This window comes from Rhodococcus sp. IEGM1428, from assembly GCF_050321865.1.
Taxonomy (GTDB): domain Bacteria; phylum Actinomycetota; class Actinomycetes; order Mycobacteriales; family Mycobacteriaceae; genus Rhodococcoides.
The window spans coordinates 121,726-140,492 of the sequence record NZ_JBNQFW010000005.1 but is presented as its reverse complement, the minus strand read 5'-3'; the positions used below and the strand labels follow the sequence as shown (position 1 = coordinate 140,492).

The 18,767-nt window shown below is 65.2% G+C and carries 17 protein-coding genes and 1 pseudogene; 12 read left to right on the top strand and 6 right to left on the bottom strand.

What is annotated here, in order from left to right:
• Positions 1 to 3: 3 nt before the first annotated feature.
• Together ACQR3T_RS21815 and ACQR3T_RS21810 are read left to right on the top strand one after the other, a co-directional pair.
• Complete coding sequence (locus ACQR3T_RS21815; protein ID WP_428694804.1) at positions 4 to 1,074, top strand: diguanylate cyclase domain-containing protein; 1,071 nt, start codon at positions 4 to 6, stop codon at positions 1,072 to 1,074.
• Positions 1,075 to 1,144: 70 nt separating this feature from the next.
• On the top strand, positions 1,145 to 1,525 hold the full coding sequence (locus tag ACQR3T_RS21810) for a VOC family protein (RefSeq protein WP_032401905.1): 381 nt from the start codon (positions 1,145 to 1,147) through the stop codon (positions 1,523 to 1,525).
• Here the strand turns inward: ACQR3T_RS21810 and ACQR3T_RS21805 are convergent.
• Together ACQR3T_RS21805 and ACQR3T_RS21800 are read right to left on the bottom strand one after the other, a co-directional pair.
• Positions 1,522 to 2,805, bottom strand: coding sequence for a sensor domain-containing phosphodiesterase (locus tag ACQR3T_RS21805; RefSeq protein WP_242459141.1), 1,284 nt, complete (start codon positions 2,803 to 2,805; stop codon positions 1,522 to 1,524). The genes ACQR3T_RS21810 and ACQR3T_RS21805 overlap by 4 nt on opposite strands.
• 102 nt (positions 2,806 to 2,907) lie before the next feature.
• Positions 2,908 to 4,290: a hypothetical protein gene (locus ACQR3T_RS21800; RefSeq protein ID WP_428694803.1), complete on the bottom strand. Its 1,383-nt coding sequence runs from the start codon at positions 4,288 to 4,290 to the stop codon at positions 2,908 to 2,910.
• Positions 4,291 to 4,476: 186 nt separating this feature from the next.
• Here ACQR3T_RS21800 and ACQR3T_RS21795 point away from each other — a divergent pair, with 186 nt between their 5' ends.
• Genes ACQR3T_RS21795 through menE form a run of 5 tightly spaced genes read left to right on the top strand, consistent with a single transcriptional unit; the run spans position 4,477 to position 7,764 of the window.
• Positions 4,477 to 5,649 carry an inorganic phosphate transporter gene (locus ACQR3T_RS21795; RefSeq protein ID WP_032380423.1) on the top strand — a complete coding sequence of 391 codons (1,173 nt, stop codon included), beginning with the start codon at positions 4,477 to 4,479 and terminating at the stop codon, positions 5,647 to 5,649.
• Between the two features lie 7 nt (positions 5,650 to 5,656).
• Positions 5,657 to 5,944, top strand: coding sequence for a hypothetical protein (locus ACQR3T_RS21790; protein WP_032380422.1), 288 nt, complete (start codon positions 5,657 to 5,659; stop codon positions 5,942 to 5,944).
• A gap of 24 nt (positions 5,945 to 5,968) precedes the next feature.
• Entirely contained in the window at positions 5,969 to 6,298 is a 330-nt protein-coding gene (locus tag ACQR3T_RS21785) for a DUF3349 domain-containing protein (protein ID WP_037171792.1), read from the top strand.
• Between the two features lie 4 nt (positions 6,299 to 6,302).
• Positions 6,303 to 6,617, top strand: coding sequence for a DUF3349 domain-containing protein (locus ACQR3T_RS21780; protein ID WP_032380420.1), 315 nt, complete (start codon positions 6,303 to 6,305; stop codon positions 6,615 to 6,617).
• A gap of 10 nt (positions 6,618 to 6,627) precedes the next feature.
• Positions 6,628 to 7,764: an o-succinylbenzoate--CoA ligase gene (gene menE, locus ACQR3T_RS21775; protein WP_428694802.1), complete on the top strand. Its 1,137-nt coding sequence runs from the start codon at positions 6,628 to 6,630 to the stop codon at positions 7,762 to 7,764.
• Between the two features lie 112 nt (positions 7,765 to 7,876).
• Here menE and ACQR3T_RS21770 read toward each other — a convergent pair whose 3' ends face one another.
• Both ACQR3T_RS21770 and ACQR3T_RS21765 read right to left on the bottom strand, forming a co-directional pair.
• Positions 7,877 to 8,251 (bottom strand): DUF4440 domain-containing protein, encoded by a 375-nt coding sequence (locus ACQR3T_RS21770; RefSeq protein WP_428694801.1) that lies wholly within the window; start codon positions 8,249 to 8,251, stop codon positions 7,877 to 7,879.
• A gap of 138 nt (positions 8,252 to 8,389) precedes the next feature.
• Complete coding sequence (locus ACQR3T_RS21765; RefSeq protein WP_428694800.1) at positions 8,390 to 10,066, bottom strand: alpha/beta hydrolase; 1,677 nt, start codon at positions 10,064 to 10,066, stop codon at positions 8,390 to 8,392.
• Positions 10,067 to 10,128: 62 nt separating this feature from the next.
• On the opposite strand from ACQR3T_RS21765, the gene ACQR3T_RS21760 reads away from it, so the two are divergent.
• The 3 genes and pseudogenes from ACQR3T_RS21760 (at position 10,129) to ACQR3T_RS21750 (ending at position 12,783) form a co-directional block, all read left to right on the top strand.
• Positions 10,129 to 10,908 (top strand): PIG-L family deacetylase, encoded by a 780-nt coding sequence (locus tag ACQR3T_RS21760; RefSeq protein ID WP_428694799.1) that lies wholly within the window; start codon positions 10,129 to 10,131, stop codon positions 10,906 to 10,908.
• Positions 10,909 to 11,056: 148 nt separating this feature from the next.
• Positions 11,057 to 11,953, top strand: a pseudogene (locus ACQR3T_RS21755) (ATP-binding cassette domain-containing protein); the annotation flags it as partial.
• Positions 11,950 to 12,783 carry an ABC transporter permease gene (locus ACQR3T_RS21750; RefSeq protein WP_428694798.1) on the top strand — a complete coding sequence of 278 codons (834 nt, stop codon included), beginning with the start codon at positions 11,950 to 11,952 and terminating at the stop codon, positions 12,781 to 12,783. The pseudogene ACQR3T_RS21755 and the gene ACQR3T_RS21750, both read left to right, overlap by 4 nt.
• On the opposite strand, the gene ACQR3T_RS21745 is transcribed toward ACQR3T_RS21750, so the two are convergent.
• Positions 12,780 to 16,040, bottom strand: coding sequence for a BTAD domain-containing putative transcriptional regulator (locus tag ACQR3T_RS21745; RefSeq protein ID WP_428694797.1), 3,261 nt, complete (start codon positions 16,038 to 16,040; stop codon positions 12,780 to 12,782). The genes ACQR3T_RS21750 and ACQR3T_RS21745 overlap by 4 nt on opposite strands.
• Positions 16,041 to 16,205: 165 nt before the next feature.
• Here ACQR3T_RS21745 and ACQR3T_RS21740 point away from each other — a divergent pair, with 165 nt between their 5' ends.
• On the top strand, positions 16,206 to 17,459 hold the full coding sequence (locus ACQR3T_RS21740; RefSeq protein ID WP_032380415.1) for an Hsp70 family protein: 1,254 nt from the start codon (positions 16,206 to 16,208) through the stop codon (positions 17,457 to 17,459).
• A gap of 47 nt (positions 17,460 to 17,506) precedes the next feature.
• A complete protein-coding gene (locus ACQR3T_RS21735; protein WP_037171804.1) occupies positions 17,507 to 18,376 on the top strand; it encodes a 1,4-dihydroxy-2-naphthoate polyprenyltransferase in 870 nt (289 codons plus the stop codon).
• Here ACQR3T_RS21735 and ACQR3T_RS21730 read toward each other — a convergent pair.
• On the bottom strand, positions 18,373 to 18,753 hold the full coding sequence (locus ACQR3T_RS21730) for a phage holin family protein (RefSeq protein ID WP_032380413.1): 381 nt from the start codon (positions 18,751 to 18,753) through the stop codon (positions 18,373 to 18,375). The two genes, ACQR3T_RS21735 and ACQR3T_RS21730, sit on opposite strands and share 4 nt — an antisense overlap.
• Between the last annotated feature and the right edge of the window lie 14 nt (positions 18,754 to 18,767).

Sequence of the window (18,767 nt, the reverse complement as noted above, 5' to 3'; positions counted from 1 at the left end):
CTCGTGCGGTGGTTTCTGCAGCCGTTCGACTACGCCTGGATGGCGGATTTTCAGAACTCGCGTCCCACCGGACGACTCATCCGCTGGGTGATGGCCGTTCTGACGCTCAACTACGGTGCTCTTGCGGTGGTGTCCCTCTTTTCCGTCGACACCTCGCGGAGTGTCGTCGCGATCGGCTGGAAAGCCGTTTTGCTCGTCATGGTCGTGGTGGTCGCAGCCGCGTGGATCACCAGGCCGTTCCCCGGCCGATTGGGGGTGGTGGCATTCGCTGTGTTCGCCGACCTGGGCACAGCGTCCGCACTTCTGATCAACCCGATCGTGGACGCGATTCTCACGTGCGCACTGTTCGCCGTGATCGGTACCTTCTGTACGTTCTTCCTCAGCCCGCGCTGGCTGGTGGCTCATTTGGTCTTCGCAGTGGCGTGCACGGTCGCGGCCGCAGTGGCGACCCACGCCGCTGACGACGTGGATATCGCATCGTTGATCTTCCGGACCAATGTGGTGCTGTTGGCGATCGCCGGGGTTCCGCTGACCTCGCACCTGCTGGTGACCGTCCTGACCGAGGACGCTCGAAGTTCGTTTCTCGATCCGCTCACCGGGCTGCTCAATCGCCGCGGACTCGATGCGGCCGTGGACGACGTGTGGCTGCTCGGGCGGGACCAGGATCGATGCGTGGCTGTACTGGTGGTGGACATCGACCGCTTCAAAGCCGTCAACGACCGCTACGGGCACGAGGAAGGAGACGCGGTCATCGTGCGCGTCGCCGAGCGGCTCGGATCCCACCTCGGCGAGTACGGGGTGCTCGCCCGCACCGGCGGTGAGGAGTACCTCGCCGTGGTGTCGACGTCACGATTGCACATCGACGCGCTGATCCATGGAGTGCGCCGAGCCCTACGCGACCCGGCCGACTCCGTCTCGGTGACCGTCAGCATCGGGGCAGCCATCGTGTACTGGGATTCGGCGCTGTGGGATCAGGACGTCGACATCGTCACGCGCGCAACACGGGTGGCGGACTCGATAATGTACGAGGCCAAGGCTGCGGGCGGCGATCGGGTGATCAAGAGCGTGCTGTGAGTCGCCGAGTGGAGCCCGCGGAACGACCACGATCCGGAACGACCACACGTGAGCGTGGTATCCATGCGGGGTGGACATCCTCGCTTCTCGGACAATTCTGCGGCCGGCCGACTATCGGAAGACCCTCGAGTTCTATCGCGATGGCCTCTCTCTTGCCGTGTTTCGGGAGTATCCCGGCGGCACGGTGTTGTTCGTGGGCCAGGGTTTGCTCGAGATCGCGTCGCATCATCGCGGCGACGAGCCAGGAACGTTCTCCGGCGCACTGTGGCTACAAGTACGCGACATCGATTCGGCAACCGAGGAATTGGAATCAGCGGGGATTCCGATCGTGCGCGAGGCGCGAACGGAACCGTGGGGCCTGATCGAAATGTGGATCGAGGATCCGGACGGGATTCGGATCGTGCTGGTGCAGATCCCGCGGGATCACCCGCTCCGACGAGACAACCGCTAACCGCTGCCCACGCTGTCGGCGATCGTACGCAGTACCGACTGCGCCGACTGCGGCCGCGACCACAGGTACCCCTGTGCCAGGGTGCACCCGAGTTCGAGTGCAGCGTCGGCCTGTTCGCGGCTTTCGATGCCTTCGACGATCATCGTCAGATCGAGGTCCTTCGCGACTCCGGCCAGCGACCTGATCATCGCCCGTCCGGCGACGGTATCGACGAACCGTGTCAGGTGACCGTCGATCTTGATGCCGTCGGGCTGCAATGTCACCAACCGTTCGAGCGAGGACCAGCCCGAACCGAAATCGTCGAGCAGCACCCGGAAGCCCAGCCGATGCACGTCGTCGATGTGCCGGCGCAGCAACGGGCCCGGTGTCACGGCGGTGGTTTCGGTGAGTTCGAGCGAGATCGACGACGGGGACACTCCGGACGACGCGATGGCGCGTTCGAGGTGGCTGACGCCGTCGGGGTGGGCGAGGTGGCGTCCGGAAATGTTGACTGTCAGCCGAAGGTCGGGACGGTGGACGTGCCACTTCTTCATCTCGGCGGCGGCCTGGGTGAGCACACTGAGGTCGACGTCGATGATCAGTTCGCTGGCCTCGGCGAACGGGACGAAATCCGCCGGTACCACCATCCCACGGGTGGGGTGGTGCCAGCGCGCCAACGCCTCGAAGCCGACGATCTCCTCGGTCCGCAGATCCACGATCGACTGGAACCAGGGCACGATGTGACCGTCGGCAATGGAGTCGGCGATGTCGTTGTCGCTGCCCAAGCGGATGACGCCGGATCCGACGCGGCGATGCAGATCGAGTTGCTCCTCGAGCACCGACGCGAACTGTTCGAGTTCCTGCATCTGCTCACCCGAGAGTGATCGCGGCGTGCGATCGAGCAGGCACAGGGTGCCGATGACCAGACCTTCTCGACCGCGCAACGGAACGGAGGCGTAGGACGCGATGCCGTTGTCGTCGAGGATGGCGCGCTGCCGGGTGGTGGCGTGCACGCGCCCGAGCGCGACGACTGCGGGGTCCCCGGTTCGCACCACGTCGTCGCACAGCGTGTCGGCTCGGTCGACGGTGGACACCGGCGGCCCGCCCACGTTGACCAGCGTGTACTGAGTGTCTTCGTCGAGCACGTTGAGCTGGGCGATGGCGAATCCGACGCTGCGAGCGGCGAATTCGACCGTCGAACGCAACGCTGGAGTGGTCGCCTCGAAATCGAGATATCGACGAGCGGAGTCGCTCTGTCGGCGAGACTGGGAGCGCGCGGTGTCCGCGACCTCACCGTCCACCGGCATCTCCTCACCCAAGACCGGGCCCGTTCTGGAACCGGATCCACGTGAGCTTAACCGGGCGAGTTCGGCAGATTCGACCGATAGCCCAACTCGGAGTGGTCACAACGACGGATAGCGCGTGTGAAGAAGACGGTGCCGCAGTACCGCAGCTGCGAGCCGCTTGCCTTCTTCGGTCGCGACCGATCCGGCAGTGTGCGATCCGGACGTACGATCGCCTTCCGAGAACTCGACTGCTCCGAGTGCGCTCAGCTCGGCCACCAAGGTCCTGGCCAGGGGTTCGGCATGCTCGGGAGACGGAGCCTCGCCTGCGTGGGTCCATCCTTCGGCACGCAACAGTCGCGCCAGGTCGTCGGCGCTCGTCTCCACGTCGGAGACGTCCTGACCGACGATCATGCGAGCAAGAATCACCTCCGCGGCAATCGTGTCCGGGTGATATCCAGTGCCGACGATACCGCCGGTGAGCACACGCCACAGTCCGTCGGAGCTGAGCTGCCGGGTGCGGGCGGTGGGCACCAACCGTCCGGCGGATCGACGCAGCAGACGCACCCGCATGAGCAGGCGTCGGAGCACGAGAATCTTCTCCGTGTCGAGTTCACGACCGACATGCTGATCTTCTGGGTCATTCCGCAGGCTCCACTCCCGCGCACGCTCGTTCGGGGGGAAAACGGTGTTCGCGATGGTTGCCACGAGCTCGTCGGGCAAGTAGCCGGCATCGGTCAAGGCGACACCGTCGCCGATGCATCGGATGAAGGTCTCCAGCCTGCGCACGCAGCCGTACATCGGCTCGACGGCATCGTGCAGCGCGTCGCGCAGCCCCAGATAGAGCTCGGCCCGCGGTGCGCTGTAACCACTCCAGAGTTCGATGCGGTGGTCGAGCAGTTGCTCCAGCAGAACGGCCTCGGAGTGGTCCCTCCCGCGATCGGAGGTCAGCACCGCGTCGGTGACGCCGCGTCGTCGCATGGCCCGCGCGTTGGCGCCGAGAGGTCTACCACCCGGCCTCGACGGTTCGAACTCGCCGGCGATGGTCGCCACTTCCAGTGTCTCGCCGATCTTTTCGACGATGACCCGCTCGATGCCGGTGGGGGCGTCCTGCCAGGTGACCAGTTCGGTGTCGAGGGCACCGATGCCCGACTGATCGGTGGCCGCGCGGTACTTCTGCAACCAGGCCGCATCGTCGAGCGTTCGGACGAGCTCCTCGGTGACCGCGCTGCGCGCGATGTCTGCGTATCCGACGCGGCCGAGTCGGTCGAGCAACTCGCCGAGCGCACGAGCGATGTCGACGCCGCGATCGGGACCCTCCGCGGCGTGCCGCAGATAGACCCAGAGAAAGGACTGCACAGAATGTTGAGTGGGGCCCGCAGGCGGAGACACGCCCATCAGACCGTCCCACCCCAGACGCGCATCGGCAGCGAGCGCAGGATCGACGGAATCGAAATACGACAGAGCGGCCGACACCGCGTCGTCCATGCTCGATCCCTTCACGGTTTCCACTGTTCCACAACGGCTCGGTTCGAGGCGACGACCGCCGTGTGCTGCGACACAGCAAAACTGGACATATAAGGCAAAAAGGTGAACGGAAGATGAACTGCGGGCGACTTCACAGCGCCCAAGAAGAACACTTCGCAAGAAATTTCCGCGAAACAACGTTCATGTCCCACACTTTCCACCGTGAGCGCTGAATTCCTCGTACTTCTCGTGGTGGTCGTGACGGCATTGGCCTTCGACTTCACCAACGGTTTCCACGACACCGCCAACGCCATGGCGACGTCGATCGCGACAGGGGCACTGAAGCCCAAGGTCGCGGTCACCCTGTCTGCCGTCCTCAACCTGGTCGGCGCCTTCCTGTCCGTAGAGGTGGCTGCCACCGTCGCGAAAGGCATCGTCAACCTCGGCGACACCGGCGGCCAAGCCCTACTGACCATCATCTTCGCCGGCCTCGTCGGCGGCATCCTGTGGAACCTCGCAACCTGGCTGCTCGGCATCCCGTCGAGCAGCTCGCACGCTCTGTTCGGCGGCCTCATCGGTGCCACCATGGCGGGGCTGGGAACCAGCGGTGTCGTGTGGGACGGGGTGTGGAGCAAGATCGTCTTGCCCGCCGTGCTCGCCCCCATCGTCGCCGGCCTCGTCGCCACCGTCGGAACCTGGATCATCTACCGCATCACCGACGCAGTTCCCGAGAAGTCGAAGGAGCGCGGATTCCGCTGGGGCCAGATCGGTTCGGCCTCGCTCGTCTCGCTCGCGCACGGCACCAACGACGCCCAGAAGACGATGGGCGTGATCTTCCTGGCGCTCGTTGCCTACGGCACCGTCTCACCCGATGCCGAGATGCCCCTGTGGGTCAAGGTCACCTGTGCACTCGCCATCGCGTTGGGCACCTACCTCGGTGGCTGGCGCGTCATCCGCACCCTGGGCAAGGGCCTGGTCGAGATCGCATCTCCGCAGGGCATGGCCGCCGAATCATCTTCTGCAGCAATTATTCTGACGTCGAGCCACCTCGGCCTCCCGCTCTCGACCACCCAGGTTGCCACCGGCTCGATCCTCGGATCGGGACTCGGCAAGCCCGGTGCCGCAGTGCGATGGAACGTCGCAGGCCGCATGGCCGTCGCCTGGGTCATCACCCTGCCGCTCGCCGGAGTGGTCGGTGCCGCGTGCTGGCTGCTCGCACACACGATCGGCGGTCTGCCCGGCATCCTCGTGGTCTTCGCCATCCTCGTCGGCCTGGCCACAGTCATGTACATCCGCTCGCGCCGCGAACCCGTCGATCCGGACAACGTGAACGCCGAGTGGGACGGCGGACTCGTTCCCGCCGCCACCGAAGCCGACTCCCCCGCGAAGGTCTGAAGACACCATGGAAACCCTCAAGCACACGCTCGATTCGCTCTGGCAGGTAGTTCTCGTCGGACTCCTGCTCGGTGCCGGACTGCCCGCGATCTTCGCTTTCGGACTCAAGGCACTCTCGGTCGGTGAGCCCTCGGACGAGGCCACCGCCGCAGGAACCACCCGGGTGGCCCGGCCGGCCGTCGCCACTGCCGCGGCCGTCCTCTGTTTCGCAGTCGTCGTCGTCGCAATCGTGGCCGGAATCCTCTTCATCATGAAGAACTTCCTCGACAGCACATTCGGCATCTCCGTCTTCTGACACCCGAGAAGGGGTACAGCTCTCATGACAGACTCCACCAAGACCGCATTTCCGGCCTCGGTGCTCGAATGGCTCCGAGCCGGATATCCCGAGGGCGTTCCGCCCAAGGACCGCTTCCCGCTCGTCGCGCTCCTGCGCCGCGCCGCACTCACCGACGCTCAGGTGCAGGAGATAGTTCTCGAACTCGTCTCTCCCGCCAACGGCGCACTCGACGACGGTGCCATTTCGACCGACGAGATCGCGACGTACATCCGCGAACAGATCGACGCCGAGCCGACGGCCGAGGACATCTCTCGGGTCTCGGCGCGGCTGGCAGCCGGTGGTTGGCCGCTCGCGGATCCGGCGGCCCTGTAAGTCCATGTCGGTCCCGTCGTTCCTCCACTCGATAGTCGGGTGGCTTCGCGGTGGGTATCCCGACGGGGTACCCGAAGCGGATTACGTTCCCCTCCTTGCTCTTCTGAATCGGCGACTGTCCGACGACGAAGTGCAGTCGGTGATGGATGCCCTCATCGCCGACGGTCAGCTGCCTGCCGACAAAGCAGGTATTTCCGTCACCATCACCAAGGTCACCAACGAGATGCCCCGGGAAGAGGACGTCAACCGAGTACGCGCGAACCTCGCCGCCGGTGGCTGGCCACTGGCCGACCCGTTCACGCTGCGCCGCGAGGACTAACCTCGCACGTGTGCTCGAGAGCGTTCCCATTCCGACCGGACCGGCCGCGGCAGACATCCTGCCGCGGCTGAGCCGTGTGCTGGCCGGTGACGGACCGGCCCTACTTCCTGTTCCCGCCGACGACCCGCGCGAGATCCGACGCCTGCACGACGCCCTGGCACCCGGCACTCCTGTCGACGACGGCGTCGCACTGGTCGTCGCAACGTCCGGCACAACGGGAATACCCAAGGGTGCCATGCTGTCTGCGTCCGCTCTGGTCGCGTCGGCGACGGCCACCGAGGAGCGGCTCGGCGGGCCTGGCTCGTGGCTGCTGGCGCTGCCCGCACACCACATCGCCGGGATGCAGGTCTTGCTGCGCAGCGTGCTCGCCGGAACCTCGCCGGTGATCATGGATGTGTCCCACGGATTCGACCCGGTCGCCCTGATCGAGTCCGTGGGCCGAATGTCGGGTCCCCTGCGCTACACGTCACTGGTTCCCGGCCAGTTGGTGAAGGCATTCGAGAACCCCGAGGCCGTGGCTGCATTGGCCTCGCTCGATGCGGTGCTACTGGGCGGGGCGGCAACGCCGATTCCGTTGCGGGAGAAGGCACATGCGGCAGGGATCCGCCTGGTTCGTACGTACGGCATGAGCGAAACCGCAGGCGGCTGCGTGTACGACGGAGTTCCGCTGCGCAACACGGTGGTGCGCATCGACGAGGGCCGGGTCGTGTTGGGCGGAAGAACCCTGGCCTCGGGGTATCGCGGATTACCCGAGCACCCGGCGTTCGCCGAGCCGGGATGGTTCCGCACGGACGACGCGGGAACGCTGGTCGACGGGGTATTGAGCATTACCGGCCGACTCGACGAGGCCATCTCGACGGGTGGCTTGACCGTCGTACCGCAGGTCGTCGAAGCGGCGCTGGCAACGCATCCCGCAGTCCGAGAGTGCGCGGTCGTCGGATTGCCGGACGAGCGCCTCGGCCAGAAAGTGGTGGTCGCGGTGGTCGCCTCTGCGCCGGTGACGTTGGCGGAGTTACGCTCTCACGTCGCATCGTCGTTGGACATCACGGCCGCGCCACGTGAATTGTTTCTGGTCGAATCACTGCCGACCCGAGGCCCGGGAAAACTGAATCGAGCAAAATTGCGGGCGGTGCTCGGGAAGCGCTGAGCGGGCCGCTGCTCGGCTCGTTCGGGCGCAAACGCGAGCGCGTTTGTCAGGTGCGCGCGAGATAGTCGGCGAACCCGCGCGCGTTCGGCAAACGCGAGCGCGTTTGCGGCGGTCAGTTCAGCGGCGTGCCTTGATGGTGCACCAACTCCCATCCCGACTCGATGCGACGCCACAGCGAGGTTCGACGAGCTCGCAATTCGTAAGTCTTCGAAATCCAATGCACCAGAACGAGATCGGCACTGATTGCTCGCCCACTCAGTTCGAGCACCTCGATCTCCACAGAATCTTCACTGCTCAGTAGGTCGAGGATCGACGCCTTGTCCCACACCGCACCCGAGGCTCCCACTTCGGTGAAGTCGTCGGCGAGCAGACTGACCAGCCGCCCGCGGTTGCGTCGACATTCCGGGGTCTGCAACTCTCGCTCGAGCGCCAGAGCAGTCGCAAGATCGGGGTCGAACTCGGTACGACCGGCCTCGTTGGGCGACATGAGTCACTGTCTCACGCTGAGTCACTGTCTCACGCACGAACGCGAGCGCATTCGCCAGGTGCGCGCGAAATGGTCAGCGAACCCGCGCGCGTCTGGCGAACGCGCTCGCGTTTGCGCTCGATCTGGATCAGGATCAGCTCAACCCGCCATTTTCTCGTACAGTCGCTCCACGTCGGCGTCCGTCCAGCCGGGCGGATCGAGGATGTCGGCCCACATCCGCACCGCGTCGGCTCCGTAGCTGTGGCCGTGACCGTCGTCGACGTCGGTGGAGAAGACCTGATCGAAGGTCAACTGCCAGAACGTGACGAACGGGAACCACTGCACTCCCGGGTCGACGTCGGTGCCACGCGGTTCGTTCAGCCAGTCGGGTCGGCCCAGGATAAGATCGGGTGACCACCACACGATGGGGTCGGATGCGTGCTGCCAGTACACGATTCGCGGCTCCTCCCACGGTCCGCCGATGTCGAGGTCACCGGAAGACCCGGCGAAACGGACGTGTTCGCCGCCGTCGATGACAGGCAGGATCTCGCGGGAACCGGCGTCGCGTCCACCGGTGATGCGGGCCCATTGTGGAGTGAAGTTCGGGTTGCCGACCCACAGGGCACCGTCGATGCGCGCAATCATGTCCTGTGCACCGCTGAATGCGTCCTGCCCGCCGTAGGCACCGAGGCTCTCGCCGAACAGCACCAACTTGGGTCGTGAATCTTCCGGAAGTTCGCTCCACACCGCGTAGATCGCCTCGAAGAGTGCTCGTCCGGCATCCTGCGGGGTCTGACGGTCGGCCAGAAATGCCATCGGGCTCGGCAGGAACGAGTACTGCATCGACGCTATTGCCGAATTACCGTCGTACAGATACTCGAGGGGGCCGGCCACGGATTCGTTGACCCACCCACGTCCGGTGGTGGTCGCTACACCGAGCACGGCACGCGAGAATGCGCCGGTACGTTCGAGTTCGGCCACCACCCGATCTGCGACGCCCTCGACGGTGTCGGCCGACTCGACACCGGCGTACGCGCGGATCGGTTGCACTGCAGGTCTCCCGGTGAATTCGCTGATCTCGTCGGGCGATGCTCCCGAAACGACAAACCGTCGACCCTCCTGTCCCAGCGAATCCCATTCCTCGTTCGAGGTATCCGAACCCGAAAGCTCCTCCGCCGTTGGCTTTTCCACCCCATCGTGGTTGCCGCGATCGGCAGTCGATGCGGACTTCTCCGCGACGGCCACGATTCCCCGAATCAATGCGCCATTGACAGCGAACACCACCAGCAGGGCAACCACGATCACGCTGGCGATCCTCGCCACCGGCCTCGGTACGTACTGCTTGCCCCAGCGCGTCAGTGCCCGAGTCGCTCTGCGCAGCAGGCGTCCTAGAGCAAGCACGGCCACCGCCACCACCAACGAGAGCACCAGCACCGCGACATACAGCGGCCGGCCGGGGTCTTCCAGGCCGACCAGCTTGCGGACGATCTGCTGCCACCAGGATCCGAGGATCAGGAACAGCGGAATCACCACCATCGCAGCCGCGGCCAGCGCCCACCACCCACGTCGACGCCACTGCTGCGACCAGTCCGGTGACACTCCGCAGAGCCGGACCACCCAGGCAATGAGGCATCCCACGCCGTAACCGATCGCGACACTGATACCGGTGGCCACCGCCTGCAGGTACCACGCACGGGGCAGCAGAGAAGGAGTCATCGACAGCGCGTAGAACACGAGCGCGAAAAAGATCCCGACGGGATGTAGTGCGCGGCAGTACCGATCCGCTCGTGAATCCCGCCAGTACGAACGTATCGAGGACGACCGCTGTGTGGTCACCCGACGATCGTATTGGCCCGCCGACTGGGCTGTACCCACTTCGACGTGCAAGCATTCAACGCATGAGTGTTCTGGTCTGCTTCCATGCACATCCCGACGACGAAGTGTTCGGCACCGGCGGGGTGATGCGTCTGGCTGCCGATGCCGGCCATCGCGTCGTTCTCGTCACGGCAACCGACGGTGCCCTCGGAGAGTTTCCGGACGGAATCCTCACCGACGGCGAGACACTGGCAGAGCGCCGACGCACCGAGCTGGATCGTTCGGCCGCCGTTCTGGGAGTGGACCGCATCGTTCGGTTGCACTACGCCGATTCCGGAATGGCGGGCACTCCGGAAAATGCCAATCCGGAGGCCTTCTGCAACGTCGACGTCGACACCGCGGCGCGGCGATTGGCCGACGTGCTGCTCGAAGAGCAGGCCGACGTCGTCACCATTTACGACCCGAACGGTGGATACGGCCATCCCGACCACATTCAGGTGCACGTGGTCGGCAAGCGCGCCACCGAGATCGCCGAGACCAGGTACGTGTACGAAACCACGACCAACCGCGATCACATGCGCCGACTGATGGAGGCAAATCCGCACTGGGGCGAGGAGGCGTCACCGCCGGACATGGAGACGTTCGGACTGCCGGAAACCGAGATCACCACGGTGGTCGACGTGTCCAGCGTGATCGCGGCGAAGCGAGCAGCCATGGAAGCGCACGAGACCCAGGTCGGCGATTTCGGTCCGTTTCTGCAGATGCCCATCGAACAACTCACCACCGCCTTCGGCACCGAATGGTTCAGGAAGTTGCGCGGGACCGGTGGCGTCGGCCTGACGGAGACCTCGCTGCCACTGTGACACCACGCAAGAGGTGACACCACGCGGCACATGAAAGGTGACGCAAGCGCGACGTACGCGTCGTGCAAGCGGTCGGGGCGATCGTTGTCCCATGACCACACCAGCTATCGAGGCCGACGGCCTCGTCAAGACATTCGGTAAGCAACGCGCGGTCGACGGTGTCAGCCTGACCGTCCCCACCGGGGCGGTCTACGGAGTCCTCGGCCCCAACGGCGCGGGCAAGACCACAACGGTCCGCATGCTCGCCACCCTCCTTCGACCCGACGGCGGCTCGGCCCGAGTTTTCGGCCGAGACGTCGTCGCCGACGCCACCGCGGTCCGGTCGCTCGTCGGCGTCACCGGCCAGTACGCATCGGTGGACGAGGATCTCACCGCAACCGAGAATCTCGTCATCTTCTCCCGGCTGCTCGGCCTGAGTCGACGCGACAGCAAAGCCAAAGCCGTCGAACTCCTCGAGGAATTCGGGTTGACGGACGCAGCGTCGCGACCGTTGAAGTTGTTCTCCGGTGGCATGCGGCGGCGCCTCGATCTGGCCGCGAGCCTGATCTCGGCACCGCCGCTGCTGTTCCTCGACGAGCCGACCACCGGGCTCGACCCCCGCACCCGAGCCCAGATGTGGGACACCATCCGTCGGCTCGTCGCGCAGGGCTCTACCGTTCTACTGACCACCCAGTACCTCGACGAGGCCGACCAACTGTGCGATCGCATCGCCGTCATCGATCACGGCCGCGTGATCGCCGACGACACTGCCGACGGGCTCAAGTCCTCGGTAGGCACCTCCGCGCTGTCACTGACTCTTTCGGACCGAAACCAGATCGACGACGCCCGAGCTCTGGTCGCGAAGCAACTGGGCACAGAAGTGTCGGTCAGCCCAGAGTCCGCTCGTCTGACCGCACCCATGACCGACACATCGATCACCCCCGACATCTTGATTCGCTTGCGCGACTTCGGCATCGACGTCAGCGAAATCACCGTCACCAAACCCAGCCTGGACGAGGTCTTCCTGACCCTCACCGGCAAGAGCGCAGACGAGGACGCAGCATGACCACTACTCTCACTCCGCAGACGTCGACGTACATCGACCCCGCCGACCGTCCGGTCGTCCGACACATCGGCCTGGCCCGCACCGCCGCCCAGTCCGTCACCATGGGATATCGCGGGCTGCTCAAGCTCCGACACAACCCCGAACAACTCACCGATGTGGTGCTGCTACCGGTGATCTTCACCCTGATGTTCAGCTACATCTTCGGCGGTGCGGTTGCCGGCGACGTCACGTCCTACCTGCCGATGATCGTGCCCGGAATCCTGGTGCAAACGGTGATCACCGGTTCCGTCGTCACCGGCACACAGCTGCGAGAAGACATGGACAAGGGTGTCTTCGACCGATTCCGATCTCTGCCGATCGCCCGAATCTCGCCACTTGCAGGAGCATTGATGGCCGACGTCATCCGCTACCTGATCGCCGCGGTCGTCTGTTTCCTCACCGGGTTCGCGATGGGCTACCACCCCGCAGGTGGAGCACTCGGCCTCGTCGGAGCCGTCCTGCTGGTGATGTTCTGCGCCTGGGCGATCAGCTGGATCTTTGCGCTCCTCGGCACCGTGATGAACAAAGCCTCTTCGGTGCAGGGCATCTCGATGCTGGTGCTGTTCCCGCTGACGTTCCTGTCCAACGCCTTCGTCGACACCTCCACGATGCCGAGCTGGCTGCGAGCGTTTGCCGACATCAACCCCGTCTCACACCTGGTGACGGCGGTCCGAGAGCTGGCGAACAACGGGCACTTCGGTATTCACGTCGTGTACTCGCTCGTCGGAGCCGTGGTCATCGTCGCCATCTTCGCCCCACTGACCGTGAAGTCGTACATGCGCAAGGCCTAGGACACGGGAAGCGAACTCAAGATCTCTTGCAGTGCAGCATGTCTGGTGGTACCAGCAGCCCGCGCGATACCGGCGTCGACCGTAGGGTCACCGACAATCGCGCGGGCTGCGGCCACGTGCCGATCGATGCGCATCGACGGAAAATCCTGGCGACCCACCGCCCGGTCCGACGCGGCCAGCAACCGAACTCCACGTTCGCGGTCCCCGCACTGCACCTCGAACGAACCCACTGCGCACGCAACAGCACCGAGCATCGGAATATCGTAGAAACCGCCAGGCACCAACGCATTCCACGGCGTGCGCACCAGCTCCCCCACCGCTTCGCGCATCTCCGCCGCACGACCGTGCAATACATGCGCTCCGACGGCCGCGCACACCAGAATCGTCATGAACGGATCGCTCGCGTCCTGCGACGGCCAGCCTCCGATGGCCAGTGCTTCCCGAAATTGCGCCAAACCTCGTTCGACGTGACCGTCTTCCACGTCCGCCGCTGCCCGAGCCGCAGTCAACGACGCAGACGTAGACTGCTGCTGCGCACGATCCCACCGAGCGCCGGAATCGTGGGCGGGCCCCGGATCAGCAGTGTCACCGGAATGGCCCGGGCTCCAGTCCTGCGCCATACCTCCCGACGCCAATTCCTCCACCAGCGCCCGCCCCTCGTCCACCCGACCCGCGCCGATCAGGGCCATTGCCAGGAAGGTTCGGGTCTGCATGCTCTCCTCGTAGGCATGCATCGTCCACATGACATCGGCGGAGGTTCGGTAGTACTCGGCGGCCGTGGCTTGATCGCCTGCCAGACCGTAGGAGCTGGCAAGTGTTTGCGAGGTGGACCCCACTGCCCACAGATCACCACGACTACGCGCGATGCCGAGAGCGCGCTCACCGTCTCGAATCGACTCGTGCAATCGCCCCGAATTCTGAGCCAGCATCGCGCGAACCACGTACGCGTTGCAGCGAACGTCGCCGTATTCGGAGCGAGTGGCGAGAGCCAGTTTTCTGGCCAACCCCCGCCCTCCGATGTGGTGCACGAGCACCTCCGCATTGAACCGCAACCCCGGTGCGATGTCGGTTCTGTGGCGCAACAGATTTCGTAGATCGACTCGAACTCGGGCTACCCGGCGCAGTTGTCGTCCGTAGGCGAAATGCGCCGCAAGAACCAGCATGCACATGACGGCGTTGTCGTCGGGTGTTTCTGCGATTCCGCGGCGGATACTGCTCTGCACCCTGTCGGCCCAGTTCAGCACCTCGGAATGCGCGCCGCGCATGGCCCAGAAGTAGCCCAGTACCGAGAAGAGCGTGCAGACGTGCTCCGAAACGTCATGTGCGAAAGAATGTCTCATCATGGAGAGCAGGTTGTCGTGCTCCTCCTCGAGCAGCAGAACCATCTCGGCCGGACGCCCGCCGGCATAGCCTGCGGAAATCCTCGTCGACACCGCAGTCGACCAGGCGCGCAGGCGTAGTGCAACCTGCTCTTCCTCCCCGCTCGCGTCCAATTGCTCCTCGCCGTACTCGCGGACGGTCTCGAGCATGTGGTACCGCACGCCCGTAGACGTCTCGGCAACTGTGAGCATGGACTGGTTCACCAGACCGTCGAGCGCAAACGACACATCCTCGACCTCGGACCATTCCGCCACCGTTCGCGCCGCGTCGAGATCGAAGCCCGCAGGAAAGCGGCAGAGCCGGCGAAGAGTTGCCTGCTCTGTGCCGTCGAGCAGATTCCAACTCCAGTCGATGACCGCGTGCAAGGTTCGATGTCGTTCCGGACGGGTTCGGTCCGTCGATCGCAGCAGCGCGAATCGTTTGTCCAACCGAGTGCCGATGTCTTCCACACTCATCGATTTCACTCGCGCTGCTGCCAACTCGATGGCCAGGGGTAGGCCGTCCAAGGTGTGACACAGTGCCGCGACTGCGTCGGGATCGAGTCGCACGGACGGGCGAACTGCACGGGCTCTGACGCAAAAAAGTTCTGTCGCAGGCGAATTCGGGCCAAGCATGCCGAGAGAGGGCAGCGGAAACACCGATTCGGCCGTCGACCCTATCGGCGAACGGGAGGTCGCCAATACCGTCACCAGATCCGTCGCAGCCACGAGCTCGTCCACGACTGCAGCCACCTCGTCGATCACATGCTCGCAGTTGTCGAGGATCAACAAACCTCGGCGGGTCGAGAAGACGTCGACCAGACGCTCGTGAATCGAGTGCACCCGGGCGACCTGAAGACTGCCGACAGTGAAATCCGCCTCGGTCAATCCGAGGGTGGCTCCGATCGCCGAGGCGACGTCCTCGCCACTGCGCAGCGATGCCAGTTCGACGAACGCCACCGGCATCGAATCGGCAGCTCGATGACCCAGGGCGTGTGCGATGCGTGTCTTGCCCGCGCCGCCAGGACCGAGGACGGTGGTGACGCGAGAGGTGTGCAGCAACTCCTCGATAGCATCGATGTCGTCGCCTCGACCGATCAAGGCATTGGGTGCGGCACGAAGCCCGATGGTCTGCAGCACCTTCGGTGCGTCGTGACCGAGAATTTCGGCATTCAGTGCAGTCGTCGCGGGCGAAGGATCCGTTCCCAACCGCTGGGCCAGATCGTTGCGCAATTCCGCGAACACCGTGAGCGCGTCGTTGGGTCGACCCACACCATGCAGCGCGCGCATGAGGTCGGCGGCAGCACGCTCGTCGGCTGGATCCTCGGCCGCGCGGGCCTGCGCATACGGCAGAGCGTCGCCGTATCTTCTCATACCGAGGAGGGCCGCGACCTGCAGCGACTTCAGAGTCGTCCCAACCGCGTCGGCCTCGACCCGAACGGAGTCGATGGGCTCACCGCGCCACAGACCGAGGGCTTCGACGACCAGGTCGAGTGCATCCTGGAAGTGCCCCTGAGCGAGGCGACCCTCCGCGCCGCGGGTCAGAGCACGGGCCCGTCCGAGATCGATGTCCTCGGCATTCAGAACCAACCGATATCCCCCGGGCCCACTCTCGAGCGCGCCGCTGGGCAGCGCCGATCGCAGCCGAGAGATCTGTGTCTGCAGAGCATTCTTCGGTGATCGGGGAGGCTCGTCGGGCCACACCTCCTCGATGAGCCCCTGCGAGGACCGCGCCCGCCCCGGATCCAGCGCCAACGCCACCAGCAGGGCCTGCGCCCGCGTACCCGATACCGGCACGGGACTGCCGTCGACCACGGTCGTCACGACGCCGAGGATCCCCACCACCGGAAGTTCGGCCGTGAGGTGCGTCGTCTCGGGATCCGCGATGTCGTGGGGCACTGTCCTCAGATCGTAGGCCGCGCAGCCGAACGCTTCGAATTGACGTTTGGATTGTTTTGAGACCCTAACCAAACCGTGAGACGGTAGAGTGACCTCGTCGCCTGACTCGAGGGCGCGCAATTTACACCTGAATCCCGTCATCGAATCGGAGAGGCCGGAGAAGCGATGCGTTCGTCCGTGGGTGTGTCACTGGGCACGTGCGGCATCCGCACGGCCCGGACCACCGAAGACGGCACGTGGAGCGACGGCACCCCGTTCGACGACTGGCAGCTCTCCCCCTCCGCCGAGGACGTCGCGCGAGTGGTCCGCGGCATCGTCGATCGGCCCGACGCACCGCAGTCCTTGGGCGTCGCCCACCGCACCCCCGTGGAGCGGGCACAGATTGCCGCCGCCCTGGCCGAGGAGTACGTCTCCGACGTGCACCTCATCGACGAAACCGGCGCGGCACTGGAATACCTGCGGCCCGGACTGCCGTCACACCACCGAACGATCGCACTGTTCGACGCCGGAGACACGGGCGTCGGCGTCGACATCGTGGACGTCGAATCCGGCCGCTCCTACGGATCGACGCGCACCACCGCCATCAGCGGTCGCGCGTTCGACGCCGTCGTCCGCGAGCACATCCTCGGTCTCGGCATCGTGCGCCCGCCGCAGTCTCCCGACGAAGAGAGTGCACTGACGGCCTTCTGCCGAGGAATCAAGGAAGCGCTGTCCACGCACCAGACCACCAGCACACCCGACGGCGAGCACGTCCTCCTCGAGCGCCACATCTTCGAGTTGTCCATTGCGCGCTCCACCGAGCAGGCCGCCGCAACGGTTCGCCAACTCGGTCTCGAAGCCGAGTTCTATCCCGATGCCGTCGTCGCCATCGGTGGAACGTCCAATGTTCCGTTGGTCCGGGCCACGCTGGAACGCTTTCTGCAGCTGCCGGTCATCGTCCCGGATCGGCCGGAGCTGGTGGTCGCCGGCGGAGCGGCGGTGCACGCCACCCACGTGGACGCGGCCCGTGTGCCGCCCCTCGTCTCACACCGACCGGCACTGACACGGCTGGGAATGATCGCGCTGCCGATCGCAGGCGTCATCGCGGCCATCGGGCTGTTCACCGCTATCGGGTCCAGCGAGGGAGACCAACCGCTGAGCACCCCCGCCAGCGTGGGCGAGCGCGTTTCGCAGACCACAACGCCTGTGGCCGGCACTACGACGACCTCGACGACGGCACCCACACCCGACGTCCCGCCGCCGGCCCCAACGACGACCTCCGCGCCGCCGCCTGCTGCCGACCCGGCACCCTATGTTCAGTACCAACCGCACTACAACCCACCGGCACCTGCGCCGGCACCGACGGTCCCGCTGCCACAGATTCCCGGCGTCCAGATGCCCGTCATCCCACTACCGGTGTTGCCGCGCCTGCCGTTCTGACCGGCCGCGTTCTCACCCGTCGAACAGATACGGAAAGATCGTCGCTCATGGCCACCACTGCGCAATGGATCGAAGGCGCGCGACCGCGCACACTCCCGAACGCGATTGCTCCCGTCCTCGTCGGTACCGGTGCAGCCGTGTCCCTGGACGCCGGGGTGTGGTGGAAGGCGCTGCTGGCCTTGATCGTCTCGCTGGCCCTGATCGTCGGCGTCAATTTCGCCAACGACTACTCGGACGGAATCCGCGGCACCGACGACGATCGTGTCGGGCCCTTGCGCCTGGTCGGTTCCAAGGCGGCCTCCGCAGGCGCGGTCAAGAGGGCCGCCATCGGCTGCTTCGCCGTCGGAGCCGTGGCCGGATTGGCGTTGGCTGCCACCAGTGCCTGGTGGTTGGTCATCGTAGGCCTGGTCTGCATAGCCGGCGCCTGGTATTACACCGGCGGCTCGAAGCCGTACGGCTACAGCGGATTCGGCGAGATCGCGGTATTCGTGTTCTTCGGACTCGTCGCGGTTCTCGGCACGCAGTTCGTGCAAGCAGAGCAGATAGATTGGGCCGGAGTGTTGGCCGCGGTGGCCGTCGGATCGTTCTCGAGTGCAGTGCTCGTCGCCAACAATCTGCGGGACATCCCCACCGACACCGAGTCCGGAAAGCTCACGCTCGCAGTGCGATTGGGCGATGCCCGCACTCGCTACCTGCATCTAGCATTGCTGGTGGTGCCGTTCGCGATGACGGTGGTTCTGATTGCCCGAACTCCGTGGGCACTGGTGGGCCTGCTGGCACTCCCCTTCGCTGCTCGCGCGAACTCCCCGGTACGCAAGGGTGCGCACGGATTCGAATTGATTCCCGCACTGCGCGATTCAGGCTTGGCGATGCTCGTCTGGGGAGCGAGCACCGGCGTTGCGTTGGCCTTCGCCTAACGCTTGTCGGGCACGAACGCGCCGAGCAGGAAGTTCACGATCGAGATGATGATCGCGCCCCAGAACGCAGCCGCGAATCCCACGATCTCGAGGCCGTAGCCGGTCTGCGACGACAACCAGCCCGTCAACAGCAGCATCAGCGCATTGATCACGAGCGTGAACAGTCCGAGAGTCAGAATCAGCAACGGCAGCGAGAGCAGCTTGACCATCGGCTTGATGAACGCGTTGACGATGGTGAGAACGGCTGCGATACCGAGCAGCACCACGATGTCCCACCCGTCACCGCGACCCGAACTGGTGACGGTGATCCCGTCGACGAATTCCTTGGCGACCCAAATGGCAACAGCGTTGATCACGAGCCGAATCAGAAAGTTCATGGCCGCCATCGTAG

Coding starts and splice junctions, on each gene's coding strand:
- ACQR3T_RS21770 (WP_428694801.1), bottom strand. CDS start 8,251: ATGTCGCCCAACGAGGCCGGTCGTACCGAGTTCGACCCCGATCTTGCG.
- ACQR3T_RS21735 (WP_037171804.1), top strand. CDS start 17,507: ATGGCCACCACTGCGCAATGGATCGAAGGCGCGCGACCGCGCACACTC.
- ACQR3T_RS21740 (WP_032380415.1), top strand. CDS start 16,206: ATGCGTTCGTCCGTGGGTGTGTCACTGGGCACGTGCGGCATCCGCACG.
- ACQR3T_RS21780 (WP_032380420.1), top strand. CDS start 6,303: ATGTCGGTCCCGTCGTTCCTCCACTCGATAGTCGGGTGGCTTCGCGGT.
- ACQR3T_RS21750 (WP_428694798.1), top strand. CDS start 11,950: ATGACCACTACTCTCACTCCGCAGACGTCGACGTACATCGACCCCGCC.
- ACQR3T_RS21760 (WP_428694799.1), top strand. CDS start 10,129: ATGAGTGTTCTGGTCTGCTTCCATGCACATCCCGACGACGAAGTGTTC.
- ACQR3T_RS21785 (WP_037171792.1), top strand. CDS start 5,969: ATGACAGACTCCACCAAGACCGCATTTCCGGCCTCGGTGCTCGAATGG.
- ACQR3T_RS21730 (WP_032380413.1), bottom strand. CDS start 18,753: ATGAACTTTCTGATTCGGCTCGTGATCAACGCTGTTGCCATTTGGGTC.
- ACQR3T_RS21790 (WP_032380422.1), top strand. CDS start 5,657: ATGGAAACCCTCAAGCACACGCTCGATTCGCTCTGGCAGGTAGTTCTC.